At 69.0% G+C, this 16,716-nt stretch carries 16 protein-coding genes and 2 pseudogenes; 11 read left to right on the top strand and 7 right to left on the bottom strand.

Annotated features, from left to right (window positions below; all coding sequences use genetic code 11):
- Window positions 1–51 precede the first annotated feature (51 nt).
- Window positions 52–183, top strand: coding sequence for a hypothetical protein (locus OG440_RS00690; protein WP_406004849.1), 132 nt, complete (start codon window positions 52–54; stop codon window positions 181–183).
- A gap of 1,652 nt (window positions 184–1,835) precedes the next feature.
- On the opposite strand, the gene OG440_RS00685 is transcribed toward OG440_RS00690, so the two are convergent.
- The gene (locus OG440_RS00685) at window positions 1,836–3,128 is read right to left on the bottom strand and encodes a hypothetical protein (protein WP_406004848.1); all 1,293 of its coding nucleotides are present in this window, start codon (window positions 3,126–3,128) and stop codon (window positions 1,836–1,838) included.
- 377 nt (window positions 3,129–3,505) lie between these two features.
- On the opposite strand from OG440_RS00685, the gene OG440_RS00680 reads away from it, so the two are divergent.
- The 5 genes and pseudogenes from OG440_RS00680 to OG440_RS00660 all read left to right on the top strand — a co-directional run bounded on the left by OG440_RS00680 (window position 3,506) and on the right by OG440_RS00660 (window position 6,611).
- The gene (locus tag OG440_RS00680; protein WP_406004847.1) at window positions 3,506–4,015 is read left to right on the top strand and encodes a transposase domain-containing protein; all 510 of its coding nucleotides are present in this window, start codon (window positions 3,506–3,508) and stop codon (window positions 4,013–4,015) included.
- A 177-nt stretch (window positions 4,016–4,192) separates the two neighbouring features.
- Window positions 4,193–4,333: a hypothetical protein gene (locus tag OG440_RS00675; protein ID WP_406004846.1), complete on the top strand. Its 141-nt coding sequence runs from the start codon at window positions 4,193–4,195 to the stop codon at window positions 4,331–4,333.
- An 18-nt stretch (window positions 4,334–4,351) separates the two neighbouring features.
- Window positions 4,352–4,837 carry a hypothetical protein gene (locus OG440_RS00670; protein WP_406004845.1) on the top strand — a complete coding sequence of 162 codons (486 nt, stop codon included), beginning with the start codon at window positions 4,352–4,354 and terminating at the stop codon, window positions 4,835–4,837.
- Window positions 4,838–5,064: 227 nt separating this feature from the next.
- Window positions 5,065–5,379, top strand: a complete 315-nt coding sequence (locus OG440_RS00665; RefSeq protein WP_406004844.1) for a hypothetical protein — start codon at window positions 5,065–5,067, stop codon at window positions 5,377–5,379.
- Between the two features lie 152 nt (window positions 5,380–5,531).
- Window positions 5,532–6,611, top strand: a pseudogene (locus tag OG440_RS00660) (IS630 family transposase).
- 65 nt (window positions 6,612–6,676) lie between these two features.
- Here the strand turns inward: OG440_RS00660 and OG440_RS00655 are convergent.
- The gene (locus tag OG440_RS00655; protein WP_406004843.1) at window positions 6,677–7,087 is read right to left on the bottom strand and encodes a DUF6924 domain-containing protein; all 411 of its coding nucleotides are present in this window, start codon (window positions 7,085–7,087) and stop codon (window positions 6,677–6,679) included.
- A gap of 66 nt (window positions 7,088–7,153) precedes the next feature.
- Between OG440_RS00655 and OG440_RS00650 the strand changes: the two genes are divergently transcribed.
- Both OG440_RS00650 and OG440_RS00645 read left to right on the top strand, forming a co-directional pair.
- Entirely contained in the window at window positions 7,154–7,366 is a 213-nt protein-coding gene (locus tag OG440_RS00650; RefSeq protein ID WP_406004842.1) for a hypothetical protein, read from the top strand.
- 83 nt (window positions 7,367–7,449) lie between these two features.
- Window positions 7,450–8,570, top strand: a pseudogene (locus tag OG440_RS00645) (IS630 family transposase).
- Between the two features lie 30 nt (window positions 8,571–8,600).
- On the opposite strand, the gene OG440_RS00640 reads toward OG440_RS00645, so the two are convergent.
- The 3 genes from OG440_RS00640 to OG440_RS00630 all read right to left on the bottom strand — a co-directional run bounded on the left by OG440_RS00640 (window position 8,601) and on the right by OG440_RS00630 (window position 10,867).
- A complete protein-coding gene (locus OG440_RS00640; RefSeq protein WP_406004841.1) occupies window positions 8,601–8,954 on the bottom strand; it encodes a hypothetical protein in 354 nt (117 codons plus the stop codon).
- A gap of 533 nt (window positions 8,955–9,487) precedes the next feature.
- Window positions 9,488–10,177 carry a type 1 glutamine amidotransferase domain-containing protein gene (locus OG440_RS00635; RefSeq protein WP_406004840.1) on the bottom strand — a complete coding sequence of 230 codons (690 nt, stop codon included), beginning with the start codon at window positions 10,175–10,177 and terminating at the stop codon, window positions 9,488–9,490.
- A gap of 93 nt (window positions 10,178–10,270) precedes the next feature.
- Window positions 10,271–10,867 carry a TetR/AcrR family transcriptional regulator gene (locus tag OG440_RS00630; protein ID WP_406004839.1) on the bottom strand — a complete coding sequence of 199 codons (597 nt, stop codon included), beginning with the start codon at window positions 10,865–10,867 and terminating at the stop codon, window positions 10,271–10,273.
- 413 nt (window positions 10,868–11,280) lie between these two features.
- Here OG440_RS00630 and OG440_RS00625 point away from each other — a divergent pair, with 413 nt between their 5' ends.
- From OG440_RS00625 to OG440_RS00615, 3 genes are all read left to right on the top strand, one after another.
- On the top strand, window positions 11,281–12,117 hold the full coding sequence (locus tag OG440_RS00625) for an alpha/beta fold hydrolase (protein ID WP_406004838.1): 837 nt from the start codon (window positions 11,281–11,283) through the stop codon (window positions 12,115–12,117).
- Between the two features lie 240 nt (window positions 12,118–12,357).
- Window positions 12,358–12,894: an ArsR/SmtB family transcription factor gene (locus OG440_RS00620; protein ID WP_406004837.1), complete on the top strand. Its 537-nt coding sequence runs from the start codon at window positions 12,358–12,360 to the stop codon at window positions 12,892–12,894.
- Window positions 12,891–14,177 (top strand): MFS transporter, encoded by a 1,287-nt coding sequence (locus tag OG440_RS00615; RefSeq protein WP_406004836.1) that lies wholly within the window; start codon window positions 12,891–12,893, stop codon window positions 14,175–14,177. Before OG440_RS00620 ends, OG440_RS00615 begins: the two co-directional genes overlap by 4 nt.
- Before the next feature lie 281 nt (window positions 14,178–14,458).
- On the opposite strand, the gene OG440_RS00610 is transcribed toward OG440_RS00615, so the two are convergent.
- Window positions 14,459–15,970 (bottom strand): hypothetical protein, encoded by a 1,512-nt coding sequence (locus OG440_RS00610; RefSeq protein ID WP_406004835.1) that lies wholly within the window; start codon window positions 15,968–15,970, stop codon window positions 14,459–14,461.
- Window positions 15,971–16,072: 102 nt separating this feature from the next.
- Window positions 16,073–16,687, bottom strand: coding sequence for a DUF308 domain-containing protein (locus OG440_RS00605; RefSeq protein ID WP_406004834.1), 615 nt, complete (start codon window positions 16,685–16,687; stop codon window positions 16,073–16,075).
- Between the last annotated feature and the right edge of the window lie 29 nt (window positions 16,688–16,716).

The raw sequence follows: 16,716 nt of genomic DNA, 5'->3' as shown, positions 1-16,716 counted from the left end.
TCGGCCGTTGCCCGGCTCGACCGCCCCCACCCGCAGACCAGGAGAGCAATGATGCTCAGCCCGAGCCGCAACGTGTCACGACTGCTGACGGACACCGCGTCCCGACACCCGCGCATCATCCAGTTCGTCGACGAACTGCCCCTGACCTCCACCGGCAAGATCCTCAAGCGCCACCTCTCCTGAGCAGGCTGTGTCGGTTTGTTGTACGAGGTGAGCCACCCTCGTCCCGGCGACGAGGTCTGCGGATGGCTGAGCGTGGCGAACACGTCTTCGCTGTCGGTGGGGGTCGGCGCCTCCTGGAGGACGTCCTCGTGCTCGGCGATCCTTCCGTCCTGGAAGTGCCAAGATGCCGAAGACGGTGAGGCTGCCGACCTGGCCGGCCTCGTCGAAGGGGCTCGGTTTCGAGGAGGCCGCGGTGGTGGGTCACGACCGAGGCGCCCGCGTGGCACACAGGCGCAGTACATCGAGCACCCGCTTCCCGGCGCCACTGCAGCCGGAACGGCCACCGCCCGCCAGCGGGCCCTGGAACACCTCCAGGAACCGATGACCCTGGCCGGCATCTCAGTAATCGCAGGATCCGCGTCGACGCCGTTTCTGATCATGTCCGTCTGGATCAGAGAGAAGTAGGCGGTGGTGGCGGAGACGCCGTGGGGGCGAGTTCCACGCGCAGTCCGCGAGATCGCCTCGATAGTCGCCCAGCGCCAGTCGGGCGCCTTCTACGACTACTCTCTCGCCCCGACCCCCATACCGGAGTCGAGCCGGGTCACACCGGCCCAACCCGTGCGGCATGTCTCCGTCTACCCCGACCCGCGAGGGCGGCGATGCCGGTGTCGGCTCACACGGCGAACTGGCCGGGCCGGGCTGGCGCCGGCGGCCAAGCCGCAGCCTCCACCTGCAAGCGGAAGGAAGCAGCACCAACGCGGCCTGCAAAGCCCCAAGACGCTGACCCCGCATGGCGGTCAGGGGCGGCGACATCGACTCCCTGCGAGAGCCCTGTGATTACTGCACGCTCCAACCCGCTGGACATCGAGTGCCTCGTGGAGGCCTATTGCCGTCTACGATCGGCGCCGGGCAGTGAGGGGCTGCTGCCGCAGCCTGAGGGCCCAGCTCATCAGGCAGGCGCCCGCGCCGTACAGCAGGGCACTGGTGACGGAGGTGGGCGCCGATCGGACCATGCCCGTCAGGAGCGCAGCGAGCACCAGGACCGCCACGCCGCGGGACCCAGCGATCCCGCTCGGGCATGATCGCCCAGGGGCCCGTGTACGGCTGCCACAAGCGCCGGGTCCCAGCGGCCGCCGCCAGCACCACCACCCAGACGACCACGGTGATCAGGACCCAGGAGGGCCCGACGCCGCCGAGGACGTGGCCAGTCGCGACCGATGCGCTCAGCAGCACCGCCGTGGTGGGTTCGAGGGCGGCGACCCCCGCGCATGGTCCTCCTGCTGCACCTCTGCCCTATGCTGCTGGCGGCCAACCGGATGAACACCATTCCCCGGGCCGCGGACACCGAGTGGATCATCTGGAGCGCCTGGTCGCGGCAGTCTTCCCGGACTACCTCAGCCGGGAGCAGTGACCAGAGGTGCCGGGGCGGTCCTGCCCCGGCCCCTCGCGGTACGTCCTGCGGATGGACGGCTGTCCAGACGCGCCCAGGCTCGACGACCTTCCCGTGGGGGAGGAGCCGGCGTCCGGCCGAAGCATCGTGCGACAGGGCGGGCCGACGACGTCACCATGGCCGGCCTGGCGACGTGCTGCACTGCTCCCGCGGCCGGAGCAGCCGAAGAAGTAGCAGTGCACCGCACACCGGGCCGCGGTGTCCGTCGTGCTGGCCGGGGACGTCAGTTGACGGTCAGGACCGTCGTGTTGTTCGTGAGGTCCGGGTCGAAGGTGTTCTCGTACTCGCCGAACTCGCCGAACGGGGGGTGGATGCTCACGGCGCCGGTCTCGCCGGGCACCACCGTGTCGACGCGCACGGAGAAGGTGAACGTGCGCTTGGTGTCCTCCAGCACCCAATACGGCAGGTAGCAGTCGTAGCGCGGGGCGCCTGCCGGCCTCGGGTAGTAGCCGCCGTCGAGTGTGTGCGGGTAGCAGCCGGACGGCATACCGGTGACCTTGGTGCCCGCGGGGACGATCAGCCGGAGCACGGCGACCGGATCGCCGGAGCCGAGGTGTCCGACCCAGGCCGGCCCGTTGTTCTTGAACGTCAGCTCGGCCGTGGCCGTCTCGCCCGCGGCGCCGGAGATGGTGGCACCGGTCACGGAGAAGTCCGCGGTGTTCTCCGCGCGGATCTGGAGGGCCGTGTAGTCGTTCCGGGAGTCGAGGTCCTTGGCGCCGAAGCCTGGTTCGACATCGATGTCGAGCCGCTCGGCCAGTGCGTGCGGGGAGAGCCGCACCGTCAGCGGCTCGGGGAGCTCGAAGCTGTCGCCCGGGGCCAGCACCTGGTCGAACGTGCAGAGCGCCGTGGCCGTCGGTGGATAGGCGTTGTTTTCTGCCTCGGTGTAGGTGCAGGCGTCGTACCGCGTCAGATCCGTCAGCCCGTACGAGGTGGACGCCTTGACGGTGAACCCGTTCGCGCTCTCGTTGCCGTTGTTGGTGATCTTGAACGGGATTGTCTGCTCGTCGCCGGGCTGAGCGTTCTTGATGTCGGCGAGGGGGGCGATGGCGAGGTCGGGCCCGGATCCGACGGTGAGCGTGGTGGTGTAGCTGTCGTGCGGCGCGGTGAGCGTGCCATCGGGACCGCCGGTGGCCGTCGCTTCGTAGGTGATCCGGCCCTGTGCGCCGATTTCGGCGCCGTCGGCCGCGCGCACTCCCAGGAGCACCTGGTGGGCTCCCGTCGTGGGAATGACGGGGATGTCGCACACGGCGGTCGTGCCGCTTGGCGTGCAGCTGTCGGGCCAGGTGACCTCGGCGACCCCGGAGAGGCCGGAGGCGTCGATGGTGAGCCTGCCGTTGGTCACCGTGAAGTTCTCGTTGTCGTGGTAGATGCCCACGCCGAGGACGACGGACTGCGCCGGACCGCCGTCCGTGCCGAGCGGCAGTGCCTGATCGGTCGGCGCGCCGACCGACAACTGGTCGGTCTGCGCCGGATCGTCAGCGCCGAACGCGGGCGCGGTGAGACCGGCAGTGAGCAAACCGGCCAGCACCACGGCGGCACCGGATCTGAGGTGTAACGGGCGTCCAGCAGAGAACAGTCTCATTGCTACCCCCAAGGGTGTGTTCACACGGCCGACGCGCCGGCAACCCCGGCACGCCGGAGGGGATCATCACATGGCAGGGCAGCCTGCCGCGCCTTAGTTTTCCGGCCCTGTCGGAGAACGCGGCTGCTGGCCAACCCAGTCGCTACTCAAGCACTCGCAGCATCGTGCGGGCAGTACTGCCCGCACGGGTCCGGCAGCCGGGGCGCCCACTGCCAGCCCGCTGTCTCCTACGGCGGCACTGTGGCCTGTCGCCGGGGGCCCACCGAGGCCAATGCAGTTGCCTTTGAGTTGCGGGGATCGTTGCCCCGCGTGTGACGGAGTGGGGCGCGGGCCAGCGGGTGCGGATCGGGATCCTGACGAAGGTGTTCACCGCTGAGCTGGTGGACGCGGCGATAGCGAAACACGACCGTGCCGAGCGGCGGCGCCGCCTCCTGCCGACGCGACTGGTCGTGTACTTCGTCCTGGCCCCGTGCCTGTTCGCCCGGGAGCCGTACGAGGAGGTGCTGCGGGTACTGACCAGCGGCATCCCAGGCGGCCGGGCCCTCACGCAGGTGCACCGGTCGTCGTTGTGCCGGGCCCGCACCCGCCTCGGCGAGGACGTGCTGGAGGCCGTGTTCCGCCAGGTGACCGGCTCGCTCGCCACCCCGACCACGCCCGGCGCATGGTGGCGAGGTCTGCGGCTCCTCGCCCTGGACGGCAACCAGTTCGATCTCCCGGATTCGACGAGCAACGGCGACACCTTCGACGGCCCCTCCACCACCGGCGGTGTTCCCTTCGGCTTCCCCCAGCTGCCCATGCATGACGGCCCGACAGACGAATGATCCGCCGCGTCATCGCCGCCCTCTACGAGTACTGCGCCACGTGCGGCTGGTGGACCAACGACTGTGGCCACTGATCCGCCCGGGGCCCCCGTCGCGAATCCCTCCCGCGACGGGGCCCACCTACGCCACCAGGGACCCGTGCCGACATCACTCCGGGCCACCGGTGAAGCCAAGGACATGACCCTCGACGAGCTCGCGGCCTTCATCGAAGACGCGAGCAAGGCCGGCATCCCCGGCGACCGGAACATCCGCGCCGAGCTGTCATATAGCGGCAAAATCAAGGAAGTCGAGATCGTCCTCAGCGAGGATGATGACTGACCGTCCAAGGAGGCGTAGATGTGGTCCACGATCGTGGCCGTCCTGGGCACCCTCGCCGGTGTCGCCCTGGCTGGGTACACCCAACGGTCTGGCGATCGGCAGGCTCGGCAACACACGCACCGCCAAGAGGTGACGAACGCCGTCGCGGAACTGCTGGAGGCGATCGTCCGCCACCGCGAAGCGCACTGGTTATCCGTCGAGTCCCGGCGCGCTGGCGTCGCTGAGACGGCGGAGGAACGCACGGCTCTGGCCACCACCCGCAGTTCGGCCACGGTCGCCCGCGACCGGATCGGGCTCCTCGTTACATCAGAGCCTGCACTTCTGGGTGCCATGGAGACCGCATGGCGGACGGCTGTGGATCTGCCCAACGTAGTCCTAGGCCCGGCGAACGACGGCCGGTTCTCGCTCGAGGCGGAGGCGGCTCTGGACGCTGCCCGGGAACGGTGTCGAGGCGCCCATACGGCGCTCCGAATTGCGGGCTCCGCCTACGTGCATAGCCGCTGAACGAGAGGCTCCGGCAGTCATGGCCTGGCTACCTGACAGCCGCTATGAGTGAGTACCGGCAGGCGCCTCCTCTAAGTTCCCGTACAAGTCGAGCGACCAAGGGACTCTGGCTGCGACGAGTCTGGCTTTGTAGACCTGGACGACGTCCTCGGCGCCCACCGGTGACCGGTCAGCCGCGGACGGTGCGCCTGTCCCCACAGGCAGCGAAGGTGCTCACCGAGCTTCCCGTGCCCACCAAGGAGATGGTCCGCGACGTCCTGGACATTGCCGCGCGTTCCCCGTGGGGCTGGCCCCAGTGGAATGCCGGCGATCCGGAAGGCGAGGACGTCCGTGCCGCCTCCATCGGACAGCTGTCCGTCGTCTATGTGATCAACCGGCTGACCTGGCGCCTGTCCGTCCTGGATGTCGTCTGGATCGGGTTGCCGCCCGTGAGCACGTCCCGACCACTCCTGGCGATGCTGTGGGCGGTCGGCCTGATGGAGCAGGGGCTCAACCCCGACCGCCGCTTGCCGGCGCGGCGGACGTGGACCGAGCATCGTTGACTCCGGGCTACTCAGGACGATCTAGGTATGCGTGCCCAAGCGGAGCATGGCGCCTGTTGCCTAGTGCTGTGACCGCGTAGGTTCGCTGGGTTGGGTTGGTGGTTGGAGCAGTTGGATGGGCGGTGACGTCCGTTCCGATCGCTGGAGGTGTGGTGGCCGAGCCTGTGCGGGTGCGCCGACTTACCGATCAGGAGGGGCAGAAGCTGCAGCAGATCGTGCGCCGGGGCAGTACCAACTCGGTGCGTTATCGGCGGACGATGATGCTGCTGGCGTCGGCCGGCGTGAACCGGGTCCCGGTGATCGCGCAACTGGTCCAGGCCCACGAGGACACCGTCCGGGACGTGGTCCACCGGTTCAACGAGATCGGCCTGGCTTGCCTGGACCCTCAGTGGGCGGGAGGCCGTCCCTCGCCTGCTCAAGCCTGACGCCGAAGACTTCGTCATCGAGACGGCCACCACCCGCCCCACTAAACTCGGCCAGCCCTTCACCCGCTGGTCCATCCGCAAACTCGCCGCCTACCTGCGGAAAGTACACGGACGCGTCATACGGATCGGCCGGGAAGCGTTACGGTGCCTGCTCCGGCGTCGCGGGATCACCTTCCAGCGCACGAAGACCTGGAAGGAGTCGCCCGATCCCCAACGCGACGCCAAGCTCGACCGCATTAAGCACGTGCTGGAGCACTTTCCGGACCGCGTCTTCGCCTTCGACGAGTTCGGACGCCTGGGCATCCGCCCCACTGCGGGTTCGGGCTGGGCCAGGCAGGGCAAGCCCGACCGCCTGCCGGCGACCTACCGTCGCACCCACGGCGTCATTTACTTCCACGGCTGCTACTCCGTCGGCGACGACCGGTTGTGGGGCGTCAACCTCCGCCGCAAGGGCACCGCCAACACCCTGGCCGCGCTGAAGTCGATCCGGGCCGCCCGGCCCGACGGTGCCCCCGATGTACATCATCCCGACAACCTCTCCGCGCATGTCGGTGCGGACATCCGCCGCTGGGCGAAGAAGAACAAGGTCGAGCTGTGCTTCACCCCGACCTACGCCTCCTGGGCAACCCGATCAAGGCCCACTTCGGCCCGCTGCGGCAGTTCACCCTGGCCAACTCGAACCACTCCAACCACACCGTGCAGACCCGGGCCCTGTACGGCTACCTCCGCTGGCGCAACACCAATGCCCGCCACCCCGACGTCCTTGCAGCCCAGCACAGAGAACGCGTCCGTATCCGCAGCGTGTAGGGCATCCGCTGGGGCGTGACGCCCCCTCGCACCCGCAGTCTGAACACCGCCTGGCGGCCAATGACTCAGAAGCCTCGGAAAACGCCGTCGTCGCCGACAGCGTCGGCGAACTCCTCGAAGTCCATATTCGCCTCCGAGAGGTTGTTCTCGATGCTCCACAGCTCGGCTGCCACAACGCGGACACACCGCCCACGCTCACCCCGCAGGTCTATTACGAGAAGCGGCAGTTCAGCCGAGGCAACAGCGACGGAGTCCGCAAGGACAAGAAGTGGATGCCGATAATCCGCAGAGACGAGGTCGAGGGCCAGTTCGGGCGTCAAGCCCTCGTATCTCCGGTCATCGACGAGTGCGACGTTGGCCAAGAAGCCGTCCCTGCTGGGCAGGCACAGCGCCGAGCGCAGAGCATTCCAAGCATCGTCTGCCGAGAAGTCAGTACGCACAACGAGGGCTTCCAAAGTGCACGGGAGCTGCTGCATGCGCGGACAGTACCGCCAACCCGGTGAACCAATCCGGTCACAGCACTAGACATCGAGAGCCAGGACATGGTGATGCTCGATGCGGACGCCTTTGGCTATGCCCTCGGCGTCGTCAAAGGCCCGCTCAACGAACAACGCCGCGCGGGCCTGACGCGGCTGATGACCGTGTTCGAGCGAGTCCTTCCCGCGATCGACGACGAGTACGCGACCAGGTACTACACGCACGTGCGCGATATGGCTGCTATGGCCGCCGAAATCGAGGTCCAGCGCGACATGTAGTCCTCTGACATGGAACGTTCGGCGCGGCGATGATCGGGACGGTTGGATGGGCGGTGACGTCCGTTCCGATCGCTGGGGGTGTGGTGGCCGAGCCTGTCCGTGTGCGCAGACTGACCGACCAGGAGGGGCAGAAGCTGCAGCAGATCGTGCGCCGGGGCGGCACCAGCACGGTGCGTTACCGGAGGGCGATGATGCTGCTGGTCTCGGCCGGCGGCAACCGGGTCCCGGTGATCGCGCAACTGGTCCAGGCCCACGAGGACACCGTCCGGGACGTGGTCCACCGGTTCAACGAGATCGGCCTGGCTTGCCTGGACCCTCAGTGGGCGGGAGGCCGTCCCTCGCCTGCTCAAGCCTGACGCCGAAGACTTCGTCATCAAGACGGCCACCACCCGCCCCACTAAACTCGGCCAGCCCTTCACCCGCTGGTCCATCCGCAAACTCGCCGCCTACCTGCGCAAAGTTCACGGCCGCGTCATCCGTATAGGCCGCGAGACGTTACGCAGCCTGCTCGCCCGCCGCGGCGTCGCCTTCCAGCGCACAAAGACCTGGAAGGGATCCCCCGACCCGGAGCGGGAGGCGAAGCTGGACCGGATCGAGGAGGTCCTTCACCGCTTCCCGGACCGCGTGTTCGCCTTCGATGAGTTCGGCCCGCTCGGGATCCGGCCCACGATGGGCTCGGGCTGGGCCGCCTCCGGCCACCCCGAGCGGCACCCCGCCACCTACCACCGCACCCACGGAGTCCGGTACTTCCACGGCTGCTACTCGCTCGACGACGACACCTTGTGGGGCGTGAACCGCCGCAGGAAGGGCGCCGGGAACACGCTGGCCGCACTGAAGTCGATCCGCGCCGCACGGCCTGACGGCGCCCCGATCTACGTGATCCTCGACAACCTGTCCGCCCACAAAGGCGCCGGCATCCGCCGCTGGGCGAAGAAGAACAAGGTCGAGCTGTGCTTCACCCCGACCTACGCCTCCTGGACGAACCCCATCGAAGCCCACTTCGGACCGCTGCGGCAGTTCACCATCGCCAACTCCAACCACCCCAACCACACCCTGCAGACCCGGGCCCAACACGCCTACCTGCGGTGGCGCAACGCCAAGTCGTCACCGCGACGTCCTGGCCGCCGAACGCAAAGAACGCGCCCGGATCCGCAGCGAGAAAGGCATGCGCTGGGGCGGACGTCCCGTCGCGGCCGCGGCCTGAAAAACTTGGCGAACCTATGCGCTCACAGCACTAGCCAGCCGAACCGACCAAAGTCTCGAAGCCTGAGCTATCGCAGTAAGACACTGCACGACCCTCGGCCCCGACGTCGCCGCCGACCGCGTTGACGGTGTCATCGAGGATGTGGGTGACACCGTGTTCAAGGCCTTCCCGGTCAAGCCTTTTCGAGGCGTCGATGACCGCCTGCCCTGCCGATTCGGCGTTGTCGAATTCGGGCGACTGGACATTCTGTCCGTCACTGGCATCGGCGTCCGCCACGCCGGTCGTCGTGGCGTGCTTGGCGTCCTGCCAGGACCCCAGCTTGGTGCAGTAATCCCGCTGCCACTCCTTGGCCTGCGCTGGATCGCCTGACGAACAACTGCTCATCAGGACAGCGACAACCACAACGGACACTGCTCGCCTGGCTGCTCGTGTACTCCCACCGCTGTGCTGCATGGACATGCCCTCCCCGAAGCTGCCGACACAGAGTATGGATCACGAAGGTGTCACCTTGCGCCGATCTACGCGCAGGTCAGCGGTTCTACTCGCGCATCACCCCGTGTACGACAAGGACGGCGAGATCCTCGCCAACGCCAACTACTGACCGCCACCACGTCTCGTAGCACACTGACCACCAGGCCCCGCCGCGCGATCCCCCATCGCGGCGGGGCCCTTCACTACGCCCCTGATCTCGGCGGGTGGTGGCGCCGACGGAGGTCATACGCCCCGCCGGGCCGGGTGACGCACGGCCGGTGATGCGCCCTTCGGTGTTCCAAGTCCGGGGGACTGCTGTTCCTCGCCGGGGCGCACGGTTCCTACGAGAACGGTCGTGTCTCGCAGCGCAACGAACCGACCGCCACCTCGTGAGAGGCGGCGGTCGGTTCGTATAGCCCGTACCCGGGGCATCCGGCCCCGGTTGTTCAGGCGTTGACCGTGTGGGCCAGCTTGATGAGGGCGTCGGCCGCCGGGCCGGAGGACGCCGGGTTCTGGCCGGTGATCAGAAGGTCGTCCTGGACGACGTAGGGCTGCCAGTCGCCGCCCTTGGTGTAGACGCCGCCGAGCCGCTTGAGTTCGTCCTCGACGAGGAAGGGGACGATGTCGGTGAGCGCGACGCCTTCCTCCTCGGTGTTCGTGAAGCCGGTGACCTTCCTGCCCCGCACCAGCGGCGTGCCGTCCTCGTTGACCGTGTGGCGCAGGACGCCAGGGGCATGGCAGACCAGGGCGAGCGGCTTGCCCGAGCGCAGGGTCGTCTCGATGAGGCGTGCGGAGTCGGTGTCCTCGGCGAGGTCCCAGAGGGGGCCGTGTCCGCCGGGGTAGAAGACGGTGTCGAAGTCCGCCGCCAGGACGGAGTCCAGGCGGACGGTGTTCGTGAGTGCCGCGGTGGCCTCCGGGTCGGCTTCGAAGCGGCGGGTCTCCTCGGTCTGGAAGTCGGTCTCGTTGCTCTTGGGGTCCAGCGGCGGGCGACCGCCCTTGGGCGAGGCGAGCGTGATGTCCCAGCCGGCCTGCTTGAACCGGTAGTAGGGAGCGGCGAGTTCCTCAAGCCAGAACCCGGTCTTGCGGCCGGTGTCGCCGAGGGTGTCGTGCGAGGTGAGAACGATCAGGACCTTCATGGTGCTCTCCTATGAGTAGACCAGTCGTATATTGACCGGCGAGAAAATGTCCCCCTTCCGGTGGTTCGCCGGAGGGGGAGGCGTGCGTGGTGGCTACAGGTGCAGGAGTCGGCGAGTCACCGTCGTGGTGGCTTCGAGCGGCTCGAGGCTCCGATGGATCTTGGCCATGACGCTGGCACCCAACCACATGTCGTAGAGGACCTGTGCCGTCTCGTGCGGTGTGTCGTCGACCGCGATCGATCCATCCGTGAGGCCACTGGTGATGGTCCCCTCCAGGCGGCCGATGATCGCGCCCGTTCCCTCCTTGAGCGCCAGCCGCATCGGCTCGGACAGGTCGGAGACCTCGGCCCCGAGCTTCACGGCGAGGCACTTGCCCTGGCATTCGTCGAAGCTCTGCGTCTCCCGCCACAGCTGCCAGTAGGCCATCAGGCGCTCCGCGGCGGACTGGTCGGGCTGCGCGAGTACGCGGTCCATGTCGTCCAGGTACTCGGCGAAGTAGCTCTTCAGCAGGGCTTCGCCGAAGGCGTCCTTGGAGGAGAAATAGTGGTAGAAGGAACCCTTCGGTACGCCGGCCTCCGCGAGCACCTCGTTGAGACCGACCGCGGAGTAGCCCTTGTGGGCCATGATCCGCTGGGCGGCGTCGAGGATGTTCCGACGGGTGTCGGTGCTGCGTGCTGTGGTGGCTGGCATGCGTCCACCGTACTCCATGAATAGACCAGTCGTCTAGCCGTGGAACAAGGCCGCCTGGTCACGCCGGAAGCGGCGCCGGCCGGTCGGATGCCGCCGGCCCTATCGGCCGCGCCGATCGTGGGTGCCGTCGCGCGATCGCACCCAGATCCATGGCGGCCGGTCGCCGCGGGCGGGCGAGGTGCCGCAGGCAGGCGTACGGCCGGTCGTCGCCGTCCAGCCGTCGGTGCACCGACTGTGACCGTCGGCGTGTGCGAATCGGCTACCGCTGTCATCGCTGGCTCGGTCGCTCATCCGCTTCCTCGGCCGTTCTGTCAACTCCTGCTCCGAGGCGAGGCGTTGACGCTTGAGTAGACCAGTCGTATAGTGATCGACGTCGGAACGGAAGCAGTACATATCCGGAGGGTTCGAGGGTCATGGGACGCATCAAGGTCGGTACCGAGAACAGTGCGGACATCGAGGTCCACTACGAGGACAAGGGAACGGGTCGGCCCGTGGTGCTCATTCACGGTTATCCGCTGGACGGGAACTCGTGGGAGGGGCAGACGTCGGCGCTGCTGGACGCCGGCTACCGGGTCGTCACCTACGACCGGCGGGGCTTCGGCAAGTCCAGCCAGCCCTCGACCGGTTACGACTACGACACCTTCGCGGCCGACCTGCACACGGTGATGGAGACTCTCGATCTGAGGGAGGCGGTCCTGGTCGGATTCTCGATGGGGACCGGCGAGGTGGCCCGCTATCTGTCCACCTACGGTTCGGCGCGGGTCGCGAAGGCGGTGTTCCTGGCGTCGCTGGAGCCGTTCCTGCTCGTCACGGACGACAATCCCGAGGGCGCGGCGCCGTTGTCCTTCTTCGAGGGTGTCTCGGCAGCGGCGAAGAAGGACCGGTACGCGTTCTTCTCCGGGTTCTACAACGACTTCTTCAACCTCGACGAGAACCTGGGCACCCGAGTCAGTGAAGAGGCCGTCCGCAACGCGTGGAATGTCGCCGCGGGGTCGGGGGCGATCGCTTCGGTGGCCGCTCCTCTCGCCTGGCCGACCGACTTCCGAGCCGACATCCCCAAGATCGACGTCCCTGCCCTGATCGTGCACGGGACCGCCGACCGCACCCTGCCGATCGACGCCACCGGACGGCGCTTCGCCAAGGCCCTGCCCGCCGCGCAGTACACCGAGATAGAGGGCGCGCCGCACGGTCTGCTGACCACCCACACCGCCGAGGTCAACGAAATCCTGCTGGACTTCCTCAGCCGGTGAACCGGCGCAGCTGACGGCTCACAGCCGCGAGCCCCTTCGGTGGGGCCGCGGCTGTCGGCCGTCCGCCGTCCGCCGTCCCACTGTGCCGTCGGCCAGGCCGGATGCGCTCCCTTCATGGACGTCGGTCCGCCTGCGCGTCCCCCGGCGTCGAAGGCGGACCCACGCCAGGCCTCACAGAGTGAACAGCCAATCGGGGAAACCTGCTTGCGCAATGGTCAAGAAACGTTGACCATTGGAGCCATGCCTACCGATGAGCTACCCGAGACGTTCCACGTCACCACTGCCGAGCAGCTCCGCGCCGTTTCCAGCCTCACGCGTCACCGGATCATGGCCGTGCTCCGCTTCGAGCCCTCGACGATCACGCAGATCGCCGAGCGAGTGGGCCTCGCGAAGGGGAGTTCCAGCTACCACGTACGGCTGCTGGAGCGGGCCGGCCTGGTGAAGGTGGTACGGACGCGGAAGGTCCGGGGGGTCACCGAGCGGTACTACGCGATGGCCGCGCGGGCGATCGTGCTGCCGGATCCGGGCGAGGGAGGGCCGGATGTGCTGATGCGGCATGCGGTGGCGGACCTGGAGGCGGCGCCGGCGGACGGCGAACGGCACGTACGCATGGCGCATCTGCGGCTCACCGAGGAGCAGTTCGCCGAGCTCGGGGCGCGGCTGCAGGCACTGGCGGACGAGTACCGGGAGCTGTCCGACCCGTCGCTGCCCGACGCGTCACTCGTCTTCGCACTGTTCCACCCGGCGCGCGAGCAGGCCGAAGGAGACGCCAAGTGACCTCGGACCTCAGAAAGTTGCCGACCGGCTTCGGACGGCTGTGGACCGCGCAGACGGTGTCCTCGCTCGGTGACGGCGTCTCGCATGCCGCACTGCCGCTGCTCGCGCTGACCTTGACGCGCAATCCGATGGCGCTCGCCGTCGTCACGGCCGTCGGAACGCTGCCGTGGCTGCTCTTCGGGGTGCTCGGCGGTGCGCTGGTGGACCGCTGGGACCGTCGGCGCACGATGTGGGTCACGGACGCGGCGCGCGCCGTACTGCTCGCGATACCCGCGGCGGCGGCCGCGCTCGACGTGCTGAGCATTCCACTGCTCGCGGCCGTCGCCTTCCTGCTCGGCCTCGGCGGGCTCTTCTTCGACACGGCCGCCTCGGCCTATCTGCCGGATCTGCTCGGCCGCGACCCCGCGCTCCTGGAGCGCGCCAACTCCCGCCTGCGCGGCGCCCAGACCGCCGCGTCCGGTTTCGCGGGGCCGCCTGCGGGCAGCGCCCTGCTCGCACTCGGTCGGGCGGTTCCGCTGCTCGCCGACGCGGTGTCGTTCGCGATCTCCGCACTTCTCGTACGATCGCTGCCCGCCGCGCCCCTGCCCGCACCCCAGGCCCGTGAGTCGCTGCTGAAGCAGGCGCGGGCCGGCGCCTCGTACGTGTTCAAGGACCGGTTGCTGCTCGGGCTCGCGCTGCGTCCGGCGGTCGGCAACATCGCCTTCCTCGCCGTCGAGACCGTGCTCGCCCTCTTCGCCCACGACCGTCTCGGCATCGACACCTTCGGCTTCGGCCTGCTGCTCACGGCGGAGGCCACCGGCGGTCTGCTCGGCGCGGGCATCGCCTCCTTCCTCGGCCGGCGACTCGGCACCGGCACCGCACTGACCTGCACGGCCGCGGTCGAGGGACTCGCCATCCTGGGCCTTGCCGCCGCCCCGAACCCGTACGTCGCCGGCCTCGCGCTCGCCGTCTGCGGAGCGGGCATGGGCGCCACGATGGTCCTCGGCCCGTCCCTCCGGCAGACGATCGTCCCCGCCCACCTGATGGGCCGGGTCGCCTCCACCTCCCGCATGCTCGCCATGTGCGCCGCCCCGTTCGGCGCCTTCCTCGGCGGCTGGCTGGCCACCACCTACGACGTGCGCACCCCGCTCTACACCGCAGCCGGTCTCCTCCTCACCATGACCGCCGTCACGTCGACCATGACCAGCAACCGCCGGGTCGAGGCGGCGCTGCGTGCCGCCGCCCCGGCCGATGATCCAGATCGCCGGGAGTCCCTGGCTCCCGTTCAGCAGGGCGCCAAGTGAGGACGGCATGTTCGGCGGCCTCCTGACACCACGGCGCAGGCATCGACGACGCCGACCAGTGGGCGCCATGCGACAGGCCCTCTCGGGCTGCACCGACGGCGGGGGAGAGGAGGGGTGGGCGGCCGACGGCTGAGGGGGACAGGCCGTGCCGGGTAAGGCCGCAGAGCCTCGATACGGCAGCTCCGATACGGCAGCAGGGCCCAGACCGGGCGTCGCGGGTCCGGGCCCTGCCCCGTGCCTTGCGGTTGTCGCGTATGTCCCGGCGGGGCGGCCCGGGTGTCCTACGGCACCAGCTCCCACATCACGGCCGGCGGCAGCGACGGGTTGGCGGCAGCCGCTTCCACGACTTGCCAGTCGTCGTCGGCGAGCAGCTCGACTATGACCGGCGGCGGGAGGGCCGTGTGCCCGGCTGCTATGGGCCGTGCCTTCGTGTCCGCCAAACAGGCGAGCAACGCCGGTCCCGTCGCGTTGCTGTGCCGGGCGATCTCGCGGAGTGCCTTGCGCGCCGGCGGGACGTGTCGGGTCATGTCCTCCAGCAGTGCCGGCGATGCGTCCGGGTTGGTCGCCACCTTGGAGACGACCCGAAGCCCGTGCCGTTCGACCATGCCGCGCAGCTGCGCCTCCGACAGTCCCGGGTGGGGCGCGATGGACTTGACCACCTTCACGTCAGGGTCGGCGGCCAGCGCGTCGCGGATCATGGCCGGCAGATCGCGTCGTTCGGCCAAGAGCATCCGCAGAGCCGGATTCGACGAGCTGGACAGCTCCTCGACCTCGGTGGGAGAGGCGGCCGCAATCCTCGGCAGCAGGGCCGGGCCGATCTTGACGGTGCCGGCCAGGCGGGAAAGTACGTCGAGGGGCACGCGAGGGTTGTGCGCGAGCCTGCGCTGCACGTCATGGCCGTGATCGGTGGCCAACACGCGGATCAGGGCGTCCTCGATCCCAGGGTTCCCGGCGAGGTCGGCTCGCACCCCGGGCACGGGGTCACCGGCGAGCCGCGCCCCCACCTCCGGCGGCAGGTCGGGACGGGCGGCGAGTCGGCAGCGCAGCAGCATCGAGGGGTGGTCGGCGAACCGGACGACGGCCTCGGTAGGCGTGGCAGGGTTCTGCAACGCCAGCGCCGCCATCTCGAGAGAGGTGGACTCGTGGGATCCCGCGCACGCGGCACCGGGCCGCAGATCACAGTCGAGCCGAGGGCACTCCGGGTCGTGTACGAACGGTGTCTCCTCGCGGTCACAGACCAGGCACCGCTCCGCGGGAAGCAGCCCGTCGCCGGTGACCAGCATCGCCAGTACATCCGATGGCGTCGCCTCGTTGGCCGCCACCGCGCGACGGACTTCGGCGTGCGGATGCCGCGCGAGTCGGGCGGCCATGTCCGCCGTCGTCCACAACGCGAACTGCGCGACGACGCGGACGTCCGGGTCCGCAGCCAGCATCTCCCGCACATCGGGCGGGAGTCCGGGGCAGGCGGCCAGCTTCTCCCGACGCTCCACCTTCGGATCCGCCGCGAAAAGCCGCGCCCACTCCGGGGCACCGGCCTCCTCGTCAAGCAGGGCGAGCGCGGCCTGCGGCCGTACGACGGGATCGACGTCGGCGGCACTCAGCAGGCCCTCGTACGCGAGCGGCACGGCGATGTCCGCGAACCGTGAAACCAGGGCGACCGCCTGCTCGCGGCTGAGGTCGGCGCGACCCGCGAGGCCTTCTGCGATGTCGGCCTCCGCGACCGAGATCAGCCGGTCGACCAGCTCGTGGGGCAGAGCCGTATTGGCGGCGAGCCCGCACAGTACATGGTTCACAGGAAGACATCCTGCCCGGACTGTGCTCGAAGGGCCGGGGAATTTTCACGCCTATCGGCTCTTGCAGGCGCGCTACCGAGGCGCCGGCTCCGACGGCGGCGGTCAACGCTTCTCGCGTCGGCTGCGGATGCTCAGGGCGATGACGGAGACGAGGAACCAGAAGGCGCCGAACGCCGAGTATCCGGCCACGGTGGACAGGCTGCTCGTCGCCGAGGCGGACGTGGCGGCGATCGTGGCACCGGCGAGGACGGACTGTCCGCCGCTGACGGCCATGGGCCACTGGGCGCCGACGGTGCGTCGGCGCCGGATCGCCACGACGAGCTGGACGGCTCCGGACAGGAGGGCCCAGACGCCGAACACGAGGAGGGCCGTCCCGATGGTGGAGAAGACGGCGGCGATCATCCCGGCGGTGGCGGCGAGGCCGAGACCTGTGTTGATGGTGCCGACGCCGTTCGTGGAGCCGGTGCCGGTCAGGCGGCCCTCGACGAGGGTGGCGATGGCGTCCCACAGGGGATAGACGACGAGCAGCACGGCCGCGATCACGGTGGGCTCGTCCGTCGACACGAGCGAGGCGGACGTCGTGAAGACGAGCGTCACCCAGATCAGGGAGAAGGCGACTCGGATCAGGTGGAGCGATCGGAGCCCGGAGGACGTCGTCGTAGCCGTGGGCGGGGTCGAAGCGGTCGAAGTGGTCGACGTCGCGGTGGTCTGAGTCATCGGGTGTCCCGTGGTGGTCGTGACGGTGT

The sequence above is a fragment of the Streptomyces sp. NBC_00637 genome, from assembly GCF_045161545.1.
In the GTDB taxonomy this organism is placed as follows: Bacteria; Actinomycetota; Actinomycetes; order Streptomycetales; family Streptomycetaceae; genus Streptomyces.
The sequence above is the reverse complement of the archived record's forward strand: the minus strand, read 5'-3'. Positions and strand labels throughout refer to the sequence as shown.

Bases quoted from the DNA above. Each gene is read 5' to 3' on its own strand.
- OG440_RS00690 (WP_406004849.1), top strand. From the start codon at position 52: ATGCTCAGCCCGAGCCGCAACGTGTCACGACTGCTGACGGACACCGCG.
- OG440_RS00630 (WP_406004839.1), bottom strand. From the start codon at position 10,867: ATGCCAGCCACCACAGCACGCAGCACCGACACCCGTCGGAACATCCTC.
- OG440_RS00675 (WP_406004846.1), top strand. From the start codon at position 4,193: ATGACCCTCGACGAGCTCGCGGCCTTCATCGAAGACGCGAGCAAGGCC.
- OG440_RS00670 (WP_406004845.1), top strand. From the start codon at position 4,352: ATGTGGTCCACGATCGTGGCCGTCCTGGGCACCCTCGCCGGTGTCGCC.
- OG440_RS00650 (WP_406004842.1), top strand. From the start codon at position 7,154: ATGGTGATGCTCGATGCGGACGCCTTTGGCTATGCCCTCGGCGTCGTC.
- OG440_RS00605 (WP_406004834.1), bottom strand. From the start codon at position 16,687: ATGACTCAGACCACCGCGACGTCGACCACTTCGACCGCTTCGACCCCG.
- OG440_RS00620 (WP_406004837.1), top strand. From the start codon at position 12,358: ATGCCTACCGATGAGCTACCCGAGACGTTCCACGTCACCACTGCCGAG.
- OG440_RS00625 (WP_406004838.1), top strand. From the start codon at position 11,281: ATGGGACGCATCAAGGTCGGTACCGAGAACAGTGCGGACATCGAGGTC.
- OG440_RS00655 (WP_406004843.1), bottom strand. From the start codon at position 7,087: ATGCAGCAGCTCCCGTGCACTTTGGAAGCCCTCGTTGTGCGTACTGAC.
- OG440_RS00635 (WP_406004840.1), bottom strand. From the start codon at position 10,177: ATGAAGGTCCTGATCGTTCTCACCTCGCACGACACCCTCGGCGACACC.
- OG440_RS00640 (WP_406004841.1), bottom strand. From the start codon at position 8,954: ATGAGCAGTTGTTCGTCAGGCGATCCAGCGCAGGCCAAGGAGTGGCAG.